This window comes from Prevotella sp. P5-64 (genome assembly GCF_002251285.1).
Lineage (GTDB): Bacteria > Bacteroidota > Bacteroidia > Bacteroidales > Bacteroidaceae > Prevotella.
On sequence record NZ_NPJK01000035.1, the window covers coordinates 1 to 19,667 of the forward strand.

The window sequence follows — 19,667 nt, forward strand, 5'->3', positions numbered from 1 at the left end:
CTATCTCGCTGAACTGATATCCGAAGATACTGCTGCATCTCTGACCCAGTGTTGAGTCGATAACGGGTGAAAGCATGGAGTCAAATTTCTCCATGATTGAAAAAATTCCTCCAAAAGGTGTGAGTTTCTCAGATTTAATTTGTATTTTTGCCATGTCATATTAGAGTTTTGCTTGTTTTCTTTTTGCAACACTAAGATAAGTGAAAATTCTGACATGGCAAAATCCTGGGCAACTTTTTGTTGCTCAGGAACTTATAAATAAAGTTAAATTATAGTGTTGCGGAATTAAGGTTTTCCTCCATTATTAGTTTATATTCATTTATAGTCATCCAGACGATTACCGTCTGTCACTATCATTTTTGCAAAAAACATTCCCACAGCGCTGCGACTGACAAAATGACGCATAATGCTGCCAAATCGGTCATTCAAAACCTAAAATGGCACATTTTGTCATGAAAAATATGGGAAATTATATGGATATTAGAAAATTAATGCGTACCTTTGCAGTCGCAAAAATGAGAATCAGATAAAGCGGGGTGTAGCGCAGCCCGGTAGCGCTCCTGGTTTGGGACCAGGTGGTCGCAGGTTCGAATCCTGTCGCCCCGACTATTATCTTCACTCATTTCCTTGTGCGGGGTGTAGCGCAGCCCGGTAGCGCTCCTGGTTTGGGACCAGGTGGTCGCAGGTTCGAATCCTGTCGCCCCGACCACAGCAAGCATCATACGAATACCGATGGGTTCAGTATGATGCTTTTTTCGTGTCTATACCTCTCGGCTCTATCGCCACGCCTATCAACACCACTCCCCCAACCTGCCCCGATATCCGTTGCCCCATCAGTCCAATTGATAACCAGCCCATATCCAAACCGTCCGCCATCATCTTTTTTCTGATTTCGGGGCTTGAAACAGTGGTTTCGTACTTTGCAATTATGATTTCAAAGTTTGAATTACCCATTTCGCGCTTTGCATCCATTTTATAGTTGGACTCGGTGTATATGGACGGCAATGGTGCGAAACATGTGCCATGTCTCAAGATTATAGTGATGATTTAATCAGCGGAAAACGGTATGGGAAAACGTGTGACTCGTGTCGGGCTGCTGCCGACGATTAAGGTTATGGCTATGAAAAAAGCCCCAAGTTGTTACTTGGAGCCTTTATCATTTCCATCGCTTTGCGGAAGATGAGGGATTCAAACCCCCGATACCCGGAAAAGGGTATACCGGATTTCGAGTCCAGCGCATTCGGTCACTCTGCCAATCTTCCTTAACCGCTGCAAAAGTAATATTAATTTCGAATATAACCAAGGAATTGCTGGTATTTTTTTCATCTTTTGCAAAGATTGCTATATATGCAATTGGCACATCTTTTCTGGTCTTTTGTGGGTTCAAAGGGGATGTCGGCATCATAGATTTCACGCAGAGTCAGCCTGAGTCCGTCCATAAACTCATCCTCGTAATCTGTAGCCCTGACCATAAGTGAGTCACCCAGCTTGAGCGTGGGGTCGTACTGCTCGTCGCTCATGTTCTGGATGAACATAAGTGCCGGGCTGACTGCAAGCTCGCTTTGGTTGAGCTCCTGGCTGTGGCTCACAATCAACGCGTAGAGCAGAGCCTGCAGATAATAATTGGTGTGTTTGGCGTGGATGTCGGCATCGCTGAACAACTCGGCTATCTCCTCTACCTTCTTCCGGGCTGGCATTCCCGTCTTGTAATCGATAACGCGAATGCGCTGCTGCTGGTCATCATCTGTAATCTCGTCCAGACGGTCGATGAAGCCGAGTACCTTGATTTCGCGTTCGCCATCGGTAGAGTCGAATTTGACAGTTGTCTCGACCTTGTTCTCCAATCCCAAGATGCGGAACGGCGTAAGACGGCTGTCGATGTCGAGCATCTTGCGCAGATAGCTGATGACCACACCTCGGTTGATGAGTTGCAATCCGTTGTACTCGGGAGTATAAGAATTGTCTTTGACCTTGAAGAGTTCTTCCTTGAACGCCTGGTCTACAATCATCTCGATGACCTCCCGGTGATTGAGCAAGTCGTCGATGTCAGCCTGCTTTATCACCTCGCTCTTCTGCATGAGTCGCTGATAGATGAGTTCGGCACTGCGGTGGAAGATAAGACCGAAGACGCGGCTGTCCTTCATCTCTTCATCCGTCTCATCGGGTTCTTTCAACCCCTCGACTACATTGTAATAAAAGGTAAGCGGGCAATAAAAGTAACGGTTGATGGCTGTCGGCGAGAGCTGGGTCAACTGGTGGAGCTTGTTCATCAAATCGGGCGTCTTGATGACACTGCCGGACAGCGCCTGCTTGACCGACTGATCTGGGGTGAGTATCCCGTGGTGTATGTCGTGGCCACTTTCGACCATCATCTGCAACATAAATCTGCTCATCTCTCCCGTCTGGCCGTCCTCCGTAGCCTTGTTGTAGGTCAAAGTGATATCCTGTGACCGCTGCAGAAGCCGGCAAAAGTAGTAGGCATAGATGGCAACCTTGTGGTCGATAGTAGTAAGCCCGTAGGCCTTGCGTATAGAATAGGGAATGAATGAAGAGTCGTTGACACCCTTAGGCATATTGTTGTCGGAGGCTGACAGTACGAGCAGGTGGTCGAAGTCCAGGTTTCTGGTTTCCAGCACGCCCATAATCTGAATGCCCTCTATCGGCTCGCCTCTGAAGGGAACCGTCGTGCTCTGTATCAGTTGGGCTATCAGGCGTTCAAAGGTAATCTTGTCGACCTGCAGGTCGCCCGAAGTAATGAGTCCTTCGAGACGATTGATGATGGTGTACATGCGGAAGATGGACTCCTGGGTAAGCGGGTCGTTGACCTGGCTTGCCTTGCGGCCCACATACTGAAGCATGGCCGTCAGCCATTGGGCAATGTTCTGGTTATGGCAGTCGCCCAGCGTGTCGATGTCGGTAAACAAAAGCTGCAATCCTTGGTCGAGAGCCAGCTGGGAGCGCGTGGGGTAATAGCGGTTGCATGCCTGCAACTCCATGTACAGGTCAAGACAACCGGCGGAAATGTATCGGCCATAAGGGTGCTTGAGTATCTTGGCTACATCGCGCAGACGATACTTGTCTGTGTTCTTGACGTGGCCATAGGTTTGCAGGCGCAGCAGTATCAGGACAAACGAAGCCACTGGCGACTGGGACAGAGGATATCCGGTGGTGATATTGATGCTCTTGACCTCTTCGGGCAGACAGTGCAGCACGGTCTGGAGCAGCGACTCGTCGCACAACACGATGGCGGTCTTGGCGCCGGCTTCGATGCGATGGTTTTCGCTTATCCACTGACTGATATAGTGAGCCTGCGCACTCTCGGTCATGGATGAGATGTAGGTGATGTCCTTGGGCTTGCTGAAGTTGTTGTAATATGTATCGTCATCTACACTCAGCTCGTTGGGGAACTGAGTCAGATAGCCGTTGATGTAATGCCCCGCCTCGTTGTTGGCGAGATAATAGTGGTCGAAATCCCAATAGAAGCATGCCTTACCCTGCGCTTTAAGCGTGAGGAAGAGCCGCTGCTCGACCTGTTGCAGCATATTAAATCCCACAAACACATATTTGTCGAACTCGTAGTCGGCCTGGGATTCCACCACACTGCGATACAGCGCGCCCTCGTAAGCCAGCCCCTGCGCGGCGAGACGCTGGTTGAAGTCACGGTAAATTTCTTCGAGATTGCACCAAAGAGAAAGGAATCTCTCTTTGAGCTTGGAGAGATGGTCGTCGGCGAAATTGTGGAAGAAAGACTTGAGTATATTCTTCTGCTCTGGTGAGAGGTAGTCTATGTCGTCCAATTCGTGGATGTCTCTAAGGTTGGCAAAAACCTTATGGGCATCGGCCATGTTCTTGTCGATATCATCAAAGTCGGCAAGCAGCAATTGGCCCCATCCGTAGAAACGGTCGAGCGTCTCATCCTTACCAGTGATTTCCGTATAGGAACGATAGAGGTCGCAGACCAGCTTGATGGGGTCGGCAACCATCAACTCTGACTTCTCTCTGAACAAATCGCTGATGGTGGTATAGCATGGACTCCACAACGGACCGTCTGACAGCCGTGCCAGATATTCGGTCATAAAGAGCGAAGCACGCTTGTTAGGAAACACAACGGCTATTCGTGACAGGTTACTGCCATATTTCTGTAACAGGTCTTTGGCTACTGCTTCTAAAAAAGTGCTATTCATTTTACCTCTTCTATCTTATTACTGTACACAAACCACAAGTAGCCTTTCACACGGCTATGCCCCATCTCGCTGAGCAGACGCATATACTCTCTGACTTGGGTGTGGTATTCTTCTTTGGGGGTTCCGAATTTGAAGTCGATAACGATATATTCTTCGCCGTCGGTTATCACTCGGTCGGGACGCAACAGGCGCGATTTCTGCAGCTCTCTGTCGTAGAACAGCAGCGAACACTCGTTGAGCACGGTCCAACGGGGAGAGAACCATTCGCTCACCCGGTCGTCATCAAGTCGCTTGCGCAACATGCTGACGAGCTGTTCCCGCTTGACCTCGTTGTCGTAGAGGATGCCATCATTTTCCAGCCGCTGCAGGGCCTTGTCTATATCGGCCGACGTACGTATCGACGAGAAGACCTTGTGCAGCACATTGCCCAACTTGATGTACTGATTATGATTGTCGCCCTCATTGTCGTGAGTGAATTCGATGCTCTGGTTGCTCTGGCGGAAAGTCGCCACAGACTTGTAGGCCTTGATGACTGGCATATCCATAGGGGCGGAAGTCTTGCGGAATACATTGCGCTCCTCGGTAGATTGCTGTGTACGAGCGGGCTTGCTTTGGGCTGCTGGCAATGAGCCGAACTCCAGATGGAGGGTATCGGTCTTGTCGTCAAGGTTGCCCGTATAAGTCGTGTTGAGGGCTTGGGCAAGGTCATCCCAAATACCTTCAAGTAGGCCCGAACGCATAGCCTGCGTGCCGCGTTTGCCCAATATGTAGAGGCTGCTCTTGGCACGGGTGAAGGCAACATAGAGCAGGTTGAGATTGTCCACTACATTCTGTAGATGCTCATAATAATAGTCGTCTTCGTAAATAGAATTTACCATTCCTTTCTTGGAGAAATCTATAGGTACAAGCGGCATCCGGCTGAAGGGGTCTACCTTGGGCGTACACCATAAGGTAGAGTTGCTCTGTTCAAGTTTCCAATCACAGGCAGGAATGATAATATGGTCGTACTCCAATCCCTTGCTCTTATGGATGGTCAACAGTCTGATACCATTGTCCATACTGCTCTGGATGGCTTTCTCGTGGAGCGTGTTGTCCCATTCGTTGAGGAAGTCGTCAATGTCGGACATGTTGTCTTTGAGATACTTGGCCAGCTGGTCGAAGAAGGCGAAGATATATGCACTCTGGTTGCAACAGATGTCTTCATCGAGCATGGCATAGATGGTCTGCACCATGTCGTAAAGCGGCATGGTAAGCAACTGTTCGCGTGTGCGTTCTACTGGAGCGAGTATTCCCACCTGCTTAAGATAAGCTCGGTCGATGCTACTCTCTGGATTGGAAACATAACGCAAAGCACTGATTAAGGTATTGACGGCAACGGAGGCGTCAAGGCGGAACGCTTCATCGGATATAAGCGGTACCGAGGGATAGTTCTCCCCGAAAAAGCGGGCTATCTCTTGTATGGTTGACTTGCTTCGACACAAGATAGCGATGCTACTGGGTGTATGGCCTCGTTCCAAGATGGTCGTAATCATGCTATGGATTTTCTCCATGATTTGTTCTCCATACTCGGTGCTTGGCATCAGGGTCATCTCTACCCTACCTCTTTCCTGGGTGTTGTGAGGCTTCTGCTCGACATCTGCATAGGCTTGTATCAGTTGGTCTACCTCATTGCTCCCATCCAATGACTTGGCTTCGTACTGTGTGGCCAATGAGAAAAAGACATTGTTGAAAGTAATGATATTGTAGTCAGAACGGTAGTTGGTGACCAGAGATTTGACTGTGACGGACTGGCTCTGGTCTGGAAATTCGCTTTCGATATTGTTGAGGAGCTTCCAGTCACCCGAGCGCCAGCGATAGATGCTTTGCTTGACGTCGCCGACAATGAGATTTTGTGTACCTTCATTGCTCATGCAGTCCATGAGCAGTATTTTGAAGTTCTTCCATTGTATGGTGCTCGTATCTTGGAACTCGTCTATCATGATATGCTTCAGTCTGGTGCCAATCTTTTCAAAGATAAATGGCGAATCGCTGTCCTGAATCATGCCATTGAGCAGATGCTGCGTGTCGCTCAGCAGAAATCTGTTGGCGTCACTGTTCATCTCGCGAATGGTCTTTTCGATATTCTCCAACAGCCTTAATTGGTTAATGTGGCGCAATGTAAGATTGGCAGAAACATACAGGCGCGACTGAACCTGACGCATACGCTCGGTCTCCTGGAGATAAGGCAGCAGCGTCTCGCACACCAGCTTGTACTTGGGATTGTCTGGAGTCCGCTCGGCTTTCTTTACCCATTTATCTGCATCTTCCATTGCGGCCTTGACGGTGTTGGTAAGGACATCGGCATCGCCATACTTGCCATTGCTCATCTTGATGAAATAGCTACACACTCCCTTGTTGCCATTGCTGAAGTCGGTGGTTTGGAGGCCGTTCTCTTCAAGCACGTCCATGAATGTAGCTGCATAGTGCTTGAAGTGGTCTTCTGCATGGTCACGCATTTCCTTCAGCATGCGTGTATAATTATCAAAGAAGTTATCTGTGGCGAGCGCTTCATTGAGCTTCTTGCTGTTGTCTCTATAGATATCGCGGAAAATGTTCCTTCCAAAACGTTTGATGAGATTGATGACATTCCAGCCCTTGTCCTCGGATATGTTCTCTTTGACGTATTGCATAATCCAGCCAAAGACCTTGTCGTGGACATTAAGCCCGTCTATCAGTTCGTCAACTGCCTGTTCTTCCACCTGCACGTCATTGAGTCCTATGTGCAGATTGGCTGTGAGGTCGAGTTCACTTGCCATATTGCGTAAGACGCTTTGGAAGAACTTGTCTATCGTCTCGACTCTGAAATAGTTGTAATTATGGAGCAGGAGTCTAAGCGCCTCTCCTGCCTGGGTAGCCACCATGACTGGGGCGAAACCTGTAGACTGGACAATGTTGTCCATATAACTCTGGGCTTCAGGCAACTGTCTGGAGAGGCCATAAAGCATGCTAAGAATGCGCATCTTCATCTCTTCGGTGGCCTTGTTGGTAAATGTAACGGCAAGGATATTGCGAAAAGAAGATGGATCCTGGATGAGTAGCTTTATGTATTCTACGGTGAGAGTAAATGTTTTTCCCGAACCGGCGCTTGCTTTATAGACCGTAAGTGGGTTGATTGAGTTTACCATTGTCTGAATAATTCTAATCCGATTTTAATGCCAACACCATCAAAACGCCCATTGCGATGTGCCATGAAGACTCCGGTGGATACCCAACGGGTGGTAAATCCGTAGCCCACTTCCGTATAAGGATGCAGATGGGTCACAAAGAGCATGTTGGTATATATGCGTTCCTTCTCAATATATCTTCCAATCAAGGGAATGTGGCTCAAGGCGAGCAGCGGTGTCTCGTAAGTGGCGTTGGTACGAACATAATAGCGCGAAAGGTTATACCAATGGCTGGGAAGGAGCGTAAATTCACCGGTCCACTCATCATACCATCCGTCAGGGATATTGTTGTCTCTGAAATTGGAGTAGTCCAAGAAGTTCCTGGTACCGTCGATGAGTGTATAGAAACCACAACCTGCGCGGAAAGACAGGAACTTCAATCTATTGAAGGCCACTATTTGCTGTATGTCAAACTCCACACGCTCATAGGCAAGGTCTGCGTCCATCAAGCCGCGGATGCTGCGTTCGTATGCCACATTGACAGCTGGGCCTCTCCACCCTGTTGGCCTCCAGATAATCTCGGCCTTGGGCGCAACAGACGTGTAAGACGTAGGGACATGCGCCTGCTGATAGGTGTGACGCTCTACCGCCGTACGTTTATGCCCCACCATTCCCACCTGCAATGTAATGTGACGCGACCAGTCATAGCTGCTCTCTATGGTAAGGTGGAAGTCTCGAAAGTAATCAATACGCTCACCATTATAAGGTGTATTGCTTGGCAATGAAGCCAGCATCTCATCTTTCAGCATGCCGTTGCTTATCCAGTTGCCATTGCCCAACTGCAACTTTACATAGCCGTTATGCCGCTTGTCAAAATGGTATTCTATAGGTAATGTAAAATACAGCTGGCGCTGCTTGAAAGAATAGCCAGCCTTAAGTCTGGTGTAGAGATAGTGGTTCGTGGAGAAATTGTATAGGTTGCGGACGTCAAATTTATAATAATAACCCTTGCGGCCACTATATCCCATGTACAGTGGGTTGAACAGCGGGTTGATGTTTACCTGTCCCTGGTTGCCGTTTCCATAGTTGGAACTTATTTTGTTCAAGAGATTATCCCCCAGTACATCCCAGAAGAAACGCTTGGCCCAACTACGCTTGACGTTTTTTGCCTCAGTAGAGTCCTGAGCCAAGGCAGCATAATACTTTGTATAGATGGCATTCTCTTCGGTTGTAAGCGTGTCATGTCTGATGCTATCCATCAACTGGCGCATGGTAAGTGAGCCAACAGAATCCTTATTGAGGGCAGGCATACCATAGATTGCAGTATTCTGCGCTTTAACGATATTGCCCATAAACTTAAACTTGGCATTGAGCTCACAGCGTTGGGGAATGACAGGTGACAGTTTGTCATCAGACATGACGAAATTGAGGGTGAAGTTAATCATGTCAAACTCTCCCGCGATTTTTCCCCATCTGATGCGACCTGTCTTTGATTCGACAATGACGCCTCCCGTAACCAGTTGAGTATTATTTACCTTTGGATAGAACGTGATTTCGACTTGATTATCATGGAGTATCTTGAACTGGAACCTATAGTAAGCCCTGTTGTTGCGGTGAAAGGGCGAGAGCATGCTGTTGCCAAAGATAGTTTCTTCATAGAACTTGGGAGTCAAAAATTTCTGTAGGCGCGTCATGGTCTCCTTCTGTTGCGGTATAGTCGATGTATGCGCCAACCTTTCTATCGTATAGTCCTTGGTATTGTATAGATGACACACAGAAAAGTTCTCCTCAATGTAGTCGCGAGCCTTGCTATGGGCGATGCGATACATGGTGGGAATAGGGAAAAGGATGAGATTGCGGCGCACCACATTGATTTTGAGCTTGCGATAAGTATAAATATCCAGCCCATGAAAGACCGTCGTGTCAACACTATTAGGAAAGTCATATATACGGTTGAGCAGGCTGACATCAAATCTGCCCTCATCTTGTGCAATCGTATTCATAGACAGCAATACGAAGATCATGGTAATTGTCCACCTGGCTCTCTGCATCATAATGCAAATCTACACAAAAAACTTGGAATGACAGGGATGCCTGAACAAAAAAACGCACCTTGTATCAAACTTTAACAGTCGTGCAGAAAAAATCCCCATCTTTGGAAGATGGGGATAGAGGTCGTATATATATGTATATATAATAAAGGTGTATCAACCGAGATATTTCATCAAGATTTTGGCATTACCGCTGTCTCTTAGCTTGGTAATACTCTTCTCTCGAATCTGACGCACACGCTCACGGGTGAGCTTGAGTTCATCGCCAATTTCCTCGAGTCCCTTCTCGTGACATCCGATACCGAAGCAATATCTGATAATCTTGATTTCGCGTTCCTTGAGTACCTTGCTCAGCACCTGATTCAGCTCCTGAGCCATACTTTCATGGTCTACAACCTTGTCAGTACGGCTGTCATCACCAGAGGCCATGACATCAAGCATACAGTTGTCCTCGCCGTCCTGGAATGGGGCGTCGATACTCAGGTGGTGACCATCTGCCATCATGCTTTGAGCAATCTTTTCGGGTTCGATATTAGTTGCATCAGCAAGCTCGGCTACCGAAGGCTGACGTTGGAACTCTTGCTCAAACTTGTTGATTTCATGGTTGATTTTATTGAGTGAACCAACCTGGTTGAGGGGAAGGCGCACAATGCGGCTCTGCTCGGCAATAGCCTGGAGAATGCTTTGGCGAATCCACCACACAGCATAAGATATGAACTTGAAGCCGCGGGTCTCGTCAAACTTCTGGGCTGCCTTAATAAGACCAATGTTACCCTCATCGATCAAGTCGGTGAGTGTAAGGCCTTGGTGTTGGTATTGTTTTGCAACCGACACTACGAATCGCAGATTAGCTGTTACCAATTTGTCCTTAGCACGTTCACCTTCGGGGCCACCCTTTTTAATCTTTTGGGCAAGCTCGATTTCCTCGTCAATGGATATCAATGGGGCACGACCGATCTCTACCAAATACTTGTCTAAGGCTTCGCTCGAACGATTGGTAATACTTTTTTGAATTTTTAATTGTCTCATCTTGTCTTATTAAACTTCCTAAACACTTGAAAGTCAACTTTTTCGTATCAGGACATACGTAAAGCGATGCAAAGGTACTGCTTTTTTCGCATATTATAAAGTTTTTTGCCCTCTTTTTTCTAAAAATCACGATTTTCGTTAAAGTCGCGGCATTTTCCATAATTGATAGGATGAGAGAAACTGATAACGGGGTTAGGTGATTGACGTCTGGGGGCGCCAAACCTTATTATATATTGGAGGCGTTTCTTTCGCATAGTAGCGAGACTGTCTGTGTGGTTCTTGAGATTTTTACTGTTAAAAAAATCGGTAAAACCTTGGCTGTAGTGTGAAAATTCACTAACTTTGGGCTATACTATAAAGATATAAACCATGACAGCGTATTTAGCATCCAATCTTTGGGCTATATGGACAGCCATTGCCATAATATGCCTGATTATCGAACTGGGTTCAGGAGACTTTTTCCTTACCTGTTTTGCCCTTGGCGCATTCTGCTCCATGATAGTGTCATTTACCGAAGTCCCATTATGGACGCAGATACTTGTTTTTGCAATCTGTTCAGTACTGAGTATCATCTTCGTACGACCATCTCTTCTACGAAAACTTCATAACCGGCAAGAGCGATTGAGCAACTCCGACGCGCTTATAGGGCGCGAAGGCAGAGTGATAGAAGCCATCTGTCCCGGTGACTATGGCTATGTGAAGATAGACGGTGACGAATGGAAAGCGCAAAGCCCAGACGACACCACTATCGAGGTCGGCACCACAGTAAAGGTTATTGGCCGAGAAAGCATCATCATCAGCGTTGAGAGAGTTCAGACATCTACATACAACAACAACCAACCCACGTAACATTATGGAAGGAATAACATTCATCACACTGGCGGCCCTGCTGGCCCTCGCCATCGTATTTGTCAAGATGGCTGTAGTAATCATCCCTCAGTCGGAAACCCGCATCATCGAGCGCCTCGGCAAGTACTACGCCACGCTGAAGCCCGGTGTCAACATCATCATCCCATTCATCGACCGCGCCAAGGTAGTTGTAACCCAGCAACGTGGTCACTATTACTATTCGAGCGCGATAGACTTGCGTGAACAGGTGTACGATTTCGACAAGCAGAACGTGATTACCAAGGACAATATACAGATGCAAATCAATGCGCTGCTCTATTTCCAGATTGTTGACCCATTCAAGACTGTGTATGAGATAAACAATCTGCCAAACGCTATCGAAAAGCTCACCCAGACCACTCTGCGTAATATTATCGGAGAGATGGAACTTGACCAGACTCTCACCTCGCGCGACACCATCAACACCAAGTTGAGAGGTGTGCTCGACGATGCCACCAACAAGTGGGGTATCAAGGTAAACCGCGTAGAACTTCAGGACATCACGCCTCCCTCGAGCGTACTCCAGGCCATGGAGAAGCAGATGCAGGCCGAGCGCAACAAGCGAGCAGCCATCCTGACCAGCGAGGGAGACAAGCAGTCGCAGATTCTGCAGTCGGAAGGAGACAAGGCCGCGACCATTAATCGTGCCGAGGCAGACAAGCAGCAGGCTATACTCAGGGCCGAGGGTGAAGCTACCGCACGCATACGCAAGGCTGAAGCCGAGGCTATCGCTATAGCAAAAATCACTGAAGCAGTGGGCAAGAGTACCAATCCTGCCAACTATCTGCTTGCCCAGAAATATATACAGATGCTCAACGAGGTGGCTCAGGGCGACAAAACCAAGACCGTATTCTTGCCCTATGAAGCCACTAATCTGATGGGCTCTATAGGAGGAATTAAAGAACTATTTAAAGGAGAATAATTAGAAAATGAACATTTGCATAGTAGCAGGCGCCCGGCCTAACTTCATCAAGGTGGCGCCCATACTGCACGCTTGCCGCAATGCCCGCCAAAACGGTGCCGATATCGACATCAAGTTGGTCTACGCGGGCAGTGCAGACGACGTGACCCTCGAGCCTACCCTCTTTACTGATTTGCAGATTGCCCCTCCCGACAGCTATCTGGGAGTAGTAAGTGAAAACCTCAACGAAATCACCGGACAGGTGATGTCCAAGTTTGAAGATTATCTGCAACATCACAAGACCGATGCTGTTATCGTGGTAGACGACCTTGCCTCGACCATGGCAGCAGCCATAGTCACCAAGAAGCAGGGACTCATACTGGCCCACCTGGCAGCGGGCACGAGAAGTTTTGACATCACCATGCCCAAAGAGATAAACCGTCTGGTCATAGACGGCCTATCCGACATCCTGTTTACGGCTGGAATCAGCAACAACGCAGTGGCCAACCGCGAGGGCGCAGAGCTGTCCAAAGTGTATATGGTAGGCAACATACTGATAGACAATATCCGCAACAACCACGCCCGTTTTACTCGTCCGCCGATACTTGCAGAGCAAGGCATTATGGATGGAGAGTACATTGTGTTCACCCTCAACCGCAAAGCCCTGATGGCCGCACGCGAAAATCTGCATCGTATGCTCGAAGCCATCATCACTGCGGCTGGCAACACGCCTATAATTGCCCCCCTGCACACCAAGGCTGCCGACACCGTGACGCAGTTGTTGCCCAAGAATGCCACCCGCTTCCTGATAACTGCCCCCATGGGTTATCTCGACTTCAGCTATCTGGCCAGCCATGCCAAGGGTATCATTACCGACAGTGGCAATGTGGCAGAAGAAGCGACATTCAACATGGTGCCGTGTATCACCCTCAACAGCTATACCGAACATATAGAGACCGTGAAGACCGGTACCAATGTGCTGGTGGGAGAAGACGCCGAATTGTTGGCACAATACACTGCCGACATGACTGCCAGCAAATGGAAGCAGCACTCCATACCCGAGCGATGGGACGGAAGAAGTGCTGAGAGAATCCTGCAAACCCTGATGGCCCGTCAATAAAATACGGAGGATGCAAAATAAAAAAGTCTGAAACACGAATTATGTGTTTCAGACTTTTTTTTAGTTATTTCCTACTTATCAATACTCGCTCCACGATTTGATTTCAAGATCATCGAGGTTAAGAGTGCAGAAAGCATGAATGAAGGCACTTGCCAGACGGCTGTTGGTAATCAGCGGGATATTGAGGTCTATCGCAGTGCGACGAATCTTGTAACCGTTGGTAAGCTCGTGCTGGGTGAGGTCCTTGGGGATGTTGACCACCATGTCTATCTTGCGCTCATGCATAAGCGTGAGAGCCTGAGGCTGCTTGCCCTCGTCAGAGGGCCAATAGACCATAGTGTTGGCAACGCCGTTTTCGGCCAAATAGCGAGACGTACCACCAGTCGCATAGAGCTCGTAGCCATGCTTGATAAGCGTGCGCGCCGTATCGAGAAGCTCGGCCTTCTGCTTGGCACCACCGGTAGACAGCAGCACAGTGTGCTTGGGTATGCGGTGGCCTACGCTCAACATGGCATTGAGCAGAGCCTGATTGGTATCATCACCCAGACAGCCCACCTCGCCGGTAGAACTCATATCGACACCCAAAACAGGGTCTGCCTTTTGCAAGCGGTTGAACGAGAACTGGCTCGCCTTGATGCCCACATAGTCAAGGTCGAAGAGATTCTTATTGGGTTTCTCTACGTTCAGACCCAGCATCACCTTGGTGGCAAGCTCGATAAGGTTGAGCTTAAGCACCTTGCTCACGAAGGGGAACGAACGCGAAGCACGCAGGTTGCACTCGATGACGAGGATATCGTTGTCGCGCGCCATAAACTGAATATTGAACGGGCCGTTGATATGGAGGGCCGCAGCTATCTCCTTGCTTACGCGCTTGATACGGCGCACGGTCTCAACATACAACTTCTGGGGCGGGAACTGGATGGTGGCGTCGCCAGAGTGAACACCGGCAAACTCGATATGCTCGCTGATGGCATAGGCCAGTATCTCTCCGTTCTTGGCGACAGCGTCCATCTCTATCTCCTTGGCATGCTCGATAAACTTGCTCACCACCACGGGATGGTCAACGCTCACATTGGCCGCCAACTGCAGGAACTTCTTCAGCTCGTCCTCATTGGAGCATACATTCATGGCTGCTCCCGACAGTACATAGGATGGACGAACGAGTACGGGGAAACCTACACGGTCGACAAACTTGCCGATATCCTCCATACTGGTAAGTGCGCTCCATTCGGGCTGGTTGATACCACGCTCAGTGAGCATGGCAGAGAACTTGGCACGATCTTCGGCATTGTCGATATCCTTAGCCGATGTACCCAGGATTGGCACATTCTCGGCATCTAGCCACATGGCAAGGTTGTTAGGAATCTGTCCACCGGTAGACACCACCACGCCATGAGGATTCTCCATCTCGATGATGTCAAGCACACGCTCGAAGGTGAGCTCGTCAAAGTAGAGACGGTCACACATGTCATAGTCGGTAGATACGGTCTCTGGGTTGTAGTTAATCATAATTGAGCGGTAGCCCTCTCTGCGTATGGTGTTGAGCGCCTGCACTCCACACCAGTCAAACTCTACCGAGCTGCCAATGCGGTAAGCTCCCGAACCGAGGACGATTACCGAACGCTTGTCGTTGGTAAACTGTATATCTGAAGCCACACCGGCATAGGTGACATACAGGTAATTGGTCTGGGCGGGATATTCGGCTGCCAGCGTATCTATCTGCTTCACGACAGGCAGGATGCCATAATTCTTGCGCAGACGGCGAACCACCATTGTGGCTTTGTGCATATTGCCCATTTCGCCTTCCAGACCGATGGCACGGGCCACCTGGAAGTCTGTAAATCCATAAACCTTGGCTGTGCGCAGCAACTCCTTGTCCAGCGTATTGGCGTTGACGGTCTTGAGCTGCTCGTCGATGTCAATGATGTGCTTGAGTTTCTCGAGGAACCACTTGTCTATCTTGGTAAGTTCGTGTATCTGGTCCACGGTATAACCCTTGTGCATGGCCTTGGAGATGACAAACACTCGCTTGTCGGTGGGTTCTCTCAGGGCGGCATCGATATCGGGTATTTCCAGCTCCTTGTTTTCTACAAAGCCGTGCATACCCTGCCCTATCATGCGCAGACCCTTCTGGATGGCTTCCTCGAAGTTGCGGCCGATAGCCATAACTTCTCCAACCGACTTCATGCTCGAGCCCAACTCCTTGTCCACTCCGCGGAACTTGGAGAGGTCCCAGCGGGGAATCTTGCACACGACATAGTCGAGGGCTGGTTCGAAGAAGGCGCTGGTGGTCTTGGTCACAGAGTTCTTGAGCTCGAAGAGGCCGTAGCCCATACCCAACTTGGCGGCAACGAAAGCCAATGGATAGCCGGTGGCTTTGGATGCCAATGCAGAAGAACGGCTCAGACGCGCATTGACCTCAATCACGCGGTAGTCCTCGCTCACTGGGTCGAAGGCGTACTGAACATTACATTCGCCCACGATGCCGATGTGACGGATTATCTTGATAGAGAGCGCACGCAGTTTGTGATACTCGCTGTTGGTTAGCGTCTGCGAAGGGGCTATAACGATAGACTCGCCAGTGTGGATGCCCAGCGGGTCAAAGTTCTCCATGTTACATACGGTGATACAGTTGTCATAACGGTCGCGCACCACCTCATATTCTATCTCCTTCCATCCCTTGAGACTCTTCTCGACGAGCACCTGGGGAGAAAAAGAGAAGGCTTTCTCGGAGAGCTTGTTCAACTCGCCCTCGTTGTTGGCAAATCCACTGCCGAGTCCGCCCAACGCATAGGCTGCACGTATAATCACGGGGTAACCCAGTGTGGCAGCGGCTTTGCGCACCTGCTCGATATTCTCGCAGGCTTCGCTGCTGATGGTCTTGACATTAATCTCATTGAGTTTCTCTACGAAAAGCTCGCGGTCCTCGGTATCCATAATGGCTTGGACTGGGGTTCCGAGCACACGGACATTGTACTTCTTGAGCACTCCGCTCTGATAAAGCTCCACGCCACAGTTGAGCGCGGTCTGTCCTCCGAAGCTGAGCAAGATACCATCAGGACGCTCCTTCTCAATGACACGCTCAACGAAATAAGGCTGGACGGGAAGGAAGTAAATCTGGTCGGCCACTCCTTCGGAAGTCTGTACGGTGGCAATGTTGGGGTTGATAAGCACGGTCTTTACACCCTCCTCGCGCAAAGCCTTGAGGGCCTGAGAACCTGAATAGTCAAACTCTCCCGCTTCGCCGATTTTCAATGCGCCTGAACCCAGCAGCAATACTTTCTTTATACTTTCATCTTTCATGATGTATATCTTACTTATTTAATGTTTCAACAAATTTATCAAACATGAACTCTGTATCTACCGGACCAGAACAAGCCTCTGGATGGAACTGGCTGCTAAACCAGGGATTGGTCTTATGGCGAATACCCTCGTTGGAACCGTCATTCATATTGACAAAGAGTTCCTCCCAATCGGCACCGAGGGTCTTGGCGTTGACTGCGTATCCGTGGTTCTGGCTGGTGATATAACAATGTGTTGTGCCAACCATACATACCGGCTGGTTGTGTGACCTGTGGCCGTACTTGAGCTTGTATATATTGGCTCCGGCTGCCTTTGCGAGCAACTGGTTGCCCATGCAGATACCACAGATAGGCTTGCGCGACATATTCATCTGCTTCTTGATAATCTTGACTGCATCTTCGCAAGTGTCAGGGTCGCCAGGGCCGTTGGCAAGGAAGAGTCCGTCGAAGTCCATGTCGGTATAATCATAGTTCCATGGTACACGTACGACCTCAACGCCACGGTTGATGAGGCAACGGATGATATTGGCTTTCACACCACAATCAACAAGCACAACCCGCTTGCCAGCACCCTCGTTATACTTGATAATATCCTTGCAACTTACAAGGTCAACAAAATTAACGCCCTCATAGTTGGCCTCGGGGATATTATCTGGCTCGTCGTCAAAGAGGATTTTACCCATCATCACACCGGCTTCGCGCAACACTTTGGTCAGTTCGCGAGTGTCGATGCCTGTGATGCCTGGCACATGTTCACGCTTCAGCCACTCGGCCAAGCTCTCTTTAGCATTCCAGTGAGAGTACTGCTCGCTATAGTCGGCAACAATGATGGCCGAAGCATAGATTCTGTCACTCTCCATGAATGTGGGCAGACCATTGGGTTCAAAACTGAATGGGGGTACGCCATAGTTGCCTACTAAGGGGAACGTAAGCACCATCAACTGGCCTGCGTAGGATGGGTCGGTAAGACTCTCGGGGTAGCCCATCATCGCAGTATTGAAAACCACTTCTCCGGCTACTGGTTTCTCATAGCCGAATGATTTGCCATGAAACTTGGTGCCGTCAGACAATACTAAAGTTACATTTCTCATTATCTATCAGTTTGTTATTCTTGTTTGTATATGTTGTCTATATAGTTTATGAATGCCTGGTTGCAAAGACGCGTGCCTCCAGGGGTAGGATAATTGCCCGTGAAATACCAGTCGCCTTTATGATGTGGAATGGCTTGTCTCAATCCGTCGATCGACTGGAACACAATCTCAATGGGTGTTGTCACTCCCTCAGGCCGCAGCATTTCCACTATCTTGCTGTTGATTTCTGCAACAGTAAACGGCTTGTACAAATCTCTCACACAGTTGCGCATCTGGGCTTTGGGCTTGTTCATCTCTGACTTGCAGTTGTTGTAGGTGTCGAGGATGAGCTGCTGCATGCCACGTTCTCTTATCAGTTCCATTGTCGCACGGAAAACGCAGAACTCTTCCAAGCGCGCCATGTCTATGCCGTAATAATCAGGATATCTTATCTGGGGCGCACTGCTTACCAGCACCATCTTCTTGGGATGCAAGCGGTCAAGAATGCGTATGATACTCTCCTTGAGCGTGGTTCCTCTTACGATACTGTCGTCTATTACCACGAGGTTGTCCCTGCCCTCATCTACGCTACCATAGGTAATGTCGTAGACATGTGATGCCAGGTCGTTGCGCGAATTGCCCTCTGTGATAAACGTGCGCAGCTTGATATCCTTCCATGCCACCTTCTCCATCCTTACAGACTCGGAGAGTATCCTGTCGAGCTCTTCGTGGGTGGGAATCCTTCCCAAGGATTGGATGGCAGCAATCTTTTTTTCATGCACATGTTTTTTGAACCCCTGTACGAGTCCGTAGAATGCCACCTCGGCAGTATTGGGGATGAACGAAAAGACAGTATGCTCCGTATCTCCCCCTACGGCTTCGAGTACAGGCTCGGTGAGAAGTTCACCTAATCTCTTGCGCTCCTGATAGATGTCCCGGTCAGACCCGCGCGAGAAATATATGCGCTCAAAAGAGCAGGCAGAATCTCCGGCTTGCTCTCTGATGCGCTCTATGCGGCATTGTCCGTTGCGCTTGACCAGCAGAGCCATTCCAGGTTCAAGTTCCTTAACCTGCTCGCAGGACAAATCGAATGTCGTCTGAAGCACGGGACGCTCAGAAGCCAACGCCACAATCTCATCATCTTTATAATAATAGGCTGGACGTATCCCCCAAGGGTCTCGCATTGAGAACATCTCTCCCGAACCGGTAATACCGCAGACTACATAGCCTCCATCAAAGTCGGCCATCGAAGTCTTGAGAACGTTAGCCATCTCCACATGGTCATCGATATAACGAGTAATGTCCTTGCCTTGAAGTCCTTCATGTTGGGCATTGACAAAGTTGCGCTCCACTTCACGGTCCAATCTGTGACCCATCAGCTCAAGCATGATATAGCTGTCGCTGTATATTCGCGGACTTTGTCCCTGACTTGTAAGTCGTTCGAAAATCTCTTCTATGTTGGTCATATTGAAGTTGCCACACAAACAGAGATTCTTGGCTTTCCAGTTATTGCGTCGCAGGAATGGATGCACATATTGCAGTCCTCGTTTGCCCGTGGTCGAATACCTCAGATGTCCCATATAAAGCTGGCCCGCAAAGGGAAGACGCTGCTCTATATAGTCAGAATCGGCCATCTGTTCTGGAGTAACATCCTTGAAGTTCTCATGAACGGTAGCAAATATTTTGCGAATGGCGTCTTTACCCTCGGCACGTTCACGGAACATATATTCATGGCCAGGTTGAGTATCAAACTTCACGCATGCCAGTCCTGCGCCTTCCTGTCCGCGATTGTGCTGCTTCTCCATCATGAGGTATAGCTTATTGAGACCGTACATCCAAGTGCCATACTTGTGCTGATAATATGACAACGGCTTCAGTAGTCTCACCATAGCTACGCCACACTCGTGTTTCAATGTTTCCATGTGTTATCCCTTATATATTCAAAAAAATGAAGAATGTTATTATTACTTTCACACTCT

Annotated in this window: 11 protein-coding genes, 3 tRNA genes and 1 pseudogene; 5 read left to right on the plus strand and 10 right to left on the minus strand. The window is 48.9% G+C overall.

Annotated features, from left to right (window positions below; translation table 11 throughout):
- Nucleotides 1-154: pseudogene (locus CIK87_RS13975) on the minus strand (IS1380 family transposase); the annotation flags it as partial.
- A gap of 378 nt (nt 155-532) precedes the next feature.
- Here CIK87_RS13975 and CIK87_RS06180 point away from each other — a divergent pair.
- Together CIK87_RS06180 and CIK87_RS06185 are read left to right on the plus strand one after the other, a co-directional pair.
- Nucleotides 533-606: transfer RNA gene (locus CIK87_RS06180), tRNA-Pro, on the plus strand.
- A 26-nt stretch (nt 607-632) separates the two neighbouring features.
- Nucleotides 633-709, plus strand: a tRNA-Pro gene (locus CIK87_RS06185).
- Nucleotides 710-738: 29 nt separating this feature from the next.
- On the opposite strand, the gene CIK87_RS06190 is transcribed toward CIK87_RS06185, so the two are convergent.
- The 6 genes from CIK87_RS06190 to CIK87_RS06215 all read right to left on the minus strand — a co-directional run bounded on the left by CIK87_RS06190 (nt 739) and on the right by CIK87_RS06215 (nt 10,407).
- A complete protein-coding gene (locus tag CIK87_RS06190; protein WP_094386357.1) occupies nt 739-972 on the minus strand; it encodes a hypothetical protein in 234 nt (77 codons plus the stop codon).
- Nucleotides 973-1,173: 201 nt separating this feature from the next.
- Nucleotides 1,174-1,262 (minus strand) — tRNA-Ser (locus tag CIK87_RS06195).
- Between the two features lie 60 nt (nt 1,263-1,322).
- A complete protein-coding gene (locus tag CIK87_RS06200; protein WP_094386359.1) occupies nt 1,323-4,184 on the minus strand; it encodes a PD-(D/E)XK nuclease family protein in 2,862 nt (953 codons plus the stop codon).
- Complete coding sequence (locus CIK87_RS06205) at nt 4,181-7,348, minus strand: exodeoxyribonuclease V subunit beta (RefSeq protein ID WP_094386362.1); 3,168 nt, start codon at nt 7,346-7,348, stop codon at nt 4,181-4,183. The genes CIK87_RS06200 and CIK87_RS06205 overlap by 4 nt, the downstream gene beginning before the upstream one ends.
- The gene (locus CIK87_RS06210; protein ID WP_144008134.1) at nt 7,342-9,330 is read right to left on the minus strand and encodes a DUF5686 family protein; all 1,989 of its coding nucleotides are present in this window, start codon (nt 9,328-9,330) and stop codon (nt 7,342-7,344) included. The genes CIK87_RS06205 and CIK87_RS06210 overlap by 7 nt, the downstream gene beginning before the upstream one ends.
- Nucleotides 9,331-9,534: 204 nt before the next feature.
- Nucleotides 9,535-10,407: an RNA polymerase sigma factor RpoD/SigA gene (locus tag CIK87_RS06215; protein ID WP_022310969.1), complete on the minus strand. Its 873-nt coding sequence runs from the start codon at nt 10,405-10,407 to the stop codon at nt 9,535-9,537.
- Between the two features lie 495 nt (nt 10,408-10,902).
- Here CIK87_RS06215 and CIK87_RS06220 point away from each other — a divergent pair, with 495 nt between their 5' ends.
- Genes CIK87_RS06220 through CIK87_RS06230 form a run of 3 tightly spaced genes read left to right on the plus strand, consistent with a single transcriptional unit; the run spans nt 10,903 to nt 13,316 of the window.
- Complete coding sequence (locus CIK87_RS06220; protein ID WP_254046522.1) at nt 10,903-11,256, plus strand: NfeD family protein; 354 nt, start codon at nt 10,903-10,905, stop codon at nt 11,254-11,256.
- A gap of 4 nt (nt 11,257-11,260) precedes the next feature.
- The gene (locus CIK87_RS06225; protein ID WP_022310971.1) at nt 11,261-12,217 is read left to right on the plus strand and encodes an SPFH domain-containing protein; all 957 of its coding nucleotides are present in this window, start codon (nt 11,261-11,263) and stop codon (nt 12,215-12,217) included.
- A 7-nt stretch (nt 12,218-12,224) separates the two neighbouring features.
- Nucleotides 12,225-13,316 carry a UDP-N-acetyl glucosamine 2-epimerase gene (locus CIK87_RS06230; RefSeq protein WP_094386368.1) on the plus strand — a complete coding sequence of 364 codons (1,092 nt, stop codon included), beginning with the start codon at nt 12,225-12,227 and terminating at the stop codon, nt 13,314-13,316.
- A 78-nt stretch (nt 13,317-13,394) separates the two neighbouring features.
- Here the strand turns inward: CIK87_RS06230 and carB are convergent, their stop codons facing one another.
- The 3 genes from carB to CIK87_RS06245 are packed head-to-tail and all read right to left on the minus strand — an operon-like array spanning nt 13,395 to nt 19,610.
- On the minus strand, nt 13,395-16,619 hold the full coding sequence (gene carB, locus CIK87_RS06235) for a carbamoyl-phosphate synthase (glutamine-hydrolyzing) large subunit (RefSeq protein ID WP_094386370.1): 3,225 nt from the start codon (nt 16,617-16,619) through the stop codon (nt 13,395-13,397).
- Between the two features lie 10 nt (nt 16,620-16,629).
- On the minus strand, nt 16,630-17,709 hold the full coding sequence (carA, locus tag CIK87_RS06240) for a glutamine-hydrolyzing carbamoyl-phosphate synthase small subunit (RefSeq protein WP_094386372.1): 1,080 nt from the start codon (nt 17,707-17,709) through the stop codon (nt 16,630-16,632).
- Nucleotides 17,710-17,723: 14 nt separating this feature from the next.
- Nucleotides 17,724-19,610 carry an amidophosphoribosyltransferase gene (locus tag CIK87_RS06245; RefSeq protein ID WP_094386374.1) on the minus strand — a complete coding sequence of 629 codons (1,887 nt, stop codon included), beginning with the start codon at nt 19,608-19,610 and terminating at the stop codon, nt 17,724-17,726.
- Between the last annotated feature and the right edge of the window lie 57 nt (nt 19,611-19,667).

Excerpts from the sequence above, each read along its gene's own strand:
- CIK87_RS06190 (WP_094386357.1), bottom strand. The coding sequence starts at position 972 with ATGGATGCAAAGCGCGAAATGGGTAATTCAAACTTTGAAATCATAATT.
- CIK87_RS06210 (WP_144008134.1), bottom strand. The coding sequence starts at position 9,330 with ATGAATACGATTGCACAAGATGAGGGCAGATTTGATGTCAGCCTGCTC.
- carA (WP_094386372.1), bottom strand. The coding sequence starts at position 17,709 with ATGAGAAATGTAACTTTAGTATTGTCTGACGGCACCAAGTTTCATGGC.
- CIK87_RS06200 (WP_094386359.1), bottom strand. The coding sequence starts at position 4,184 with ATGAATAGCACTTTTTTAGAAGCAGTAGCCAAAGACCTGTTACAGAAA.
- CIK87_RS06225 (WP_022310971.1), top strand. The coding sequence starts at position 11,261 with ATGGAAGGAATAACATTCATCACACTGGCGGCCCTGCTGGCCCTCGCC.
- CIK87_RS06220 (WP_254046522.1), top strand. The coding sequence starts at position 10,903 with ATGATAGTGTCATTTACCGAAGTCCCATTATGGACGCAGATACTTGTT.
- CIK87_RS06205 (WP_094386362.1), bottom strand. The coding sequence starts at position 7,348 with ATGGTAAACTCAATCAACCCACTTACGGTCTATAAAGCAAGCGCCGGT.
- carB (WP_094386370.1), bottom strand. The coding sequence starts at position 16,619 with ATGAAAGATGAAAGTATAAAGAAAGTATTGCTGCTGGGTTCAGGCGCA.
- CIK87_RS06245 (WP_094386374.1), bottom strand. The coding sequence starts at position 19,610 with ATGGAAACATTGAAACACGAGTGTGGCGTAGCTATGGTGAGACTACTG.
- CIK87_RS06230 (WP_094386368.1), top strand. The coding sequence starts at position 12,225 with ATGAACATTTGCATAGTAGCAGGCGCCCGGCCTAACTTCATCAAGGTG.
- CIK87_RS06215 (WP_022310969.1), bottom strand. The coding sequence starts at position 10,407 with ATGAGACAATTAAAAATTCAAAAAAGTATTACCAATCGTTCGAGCGAA.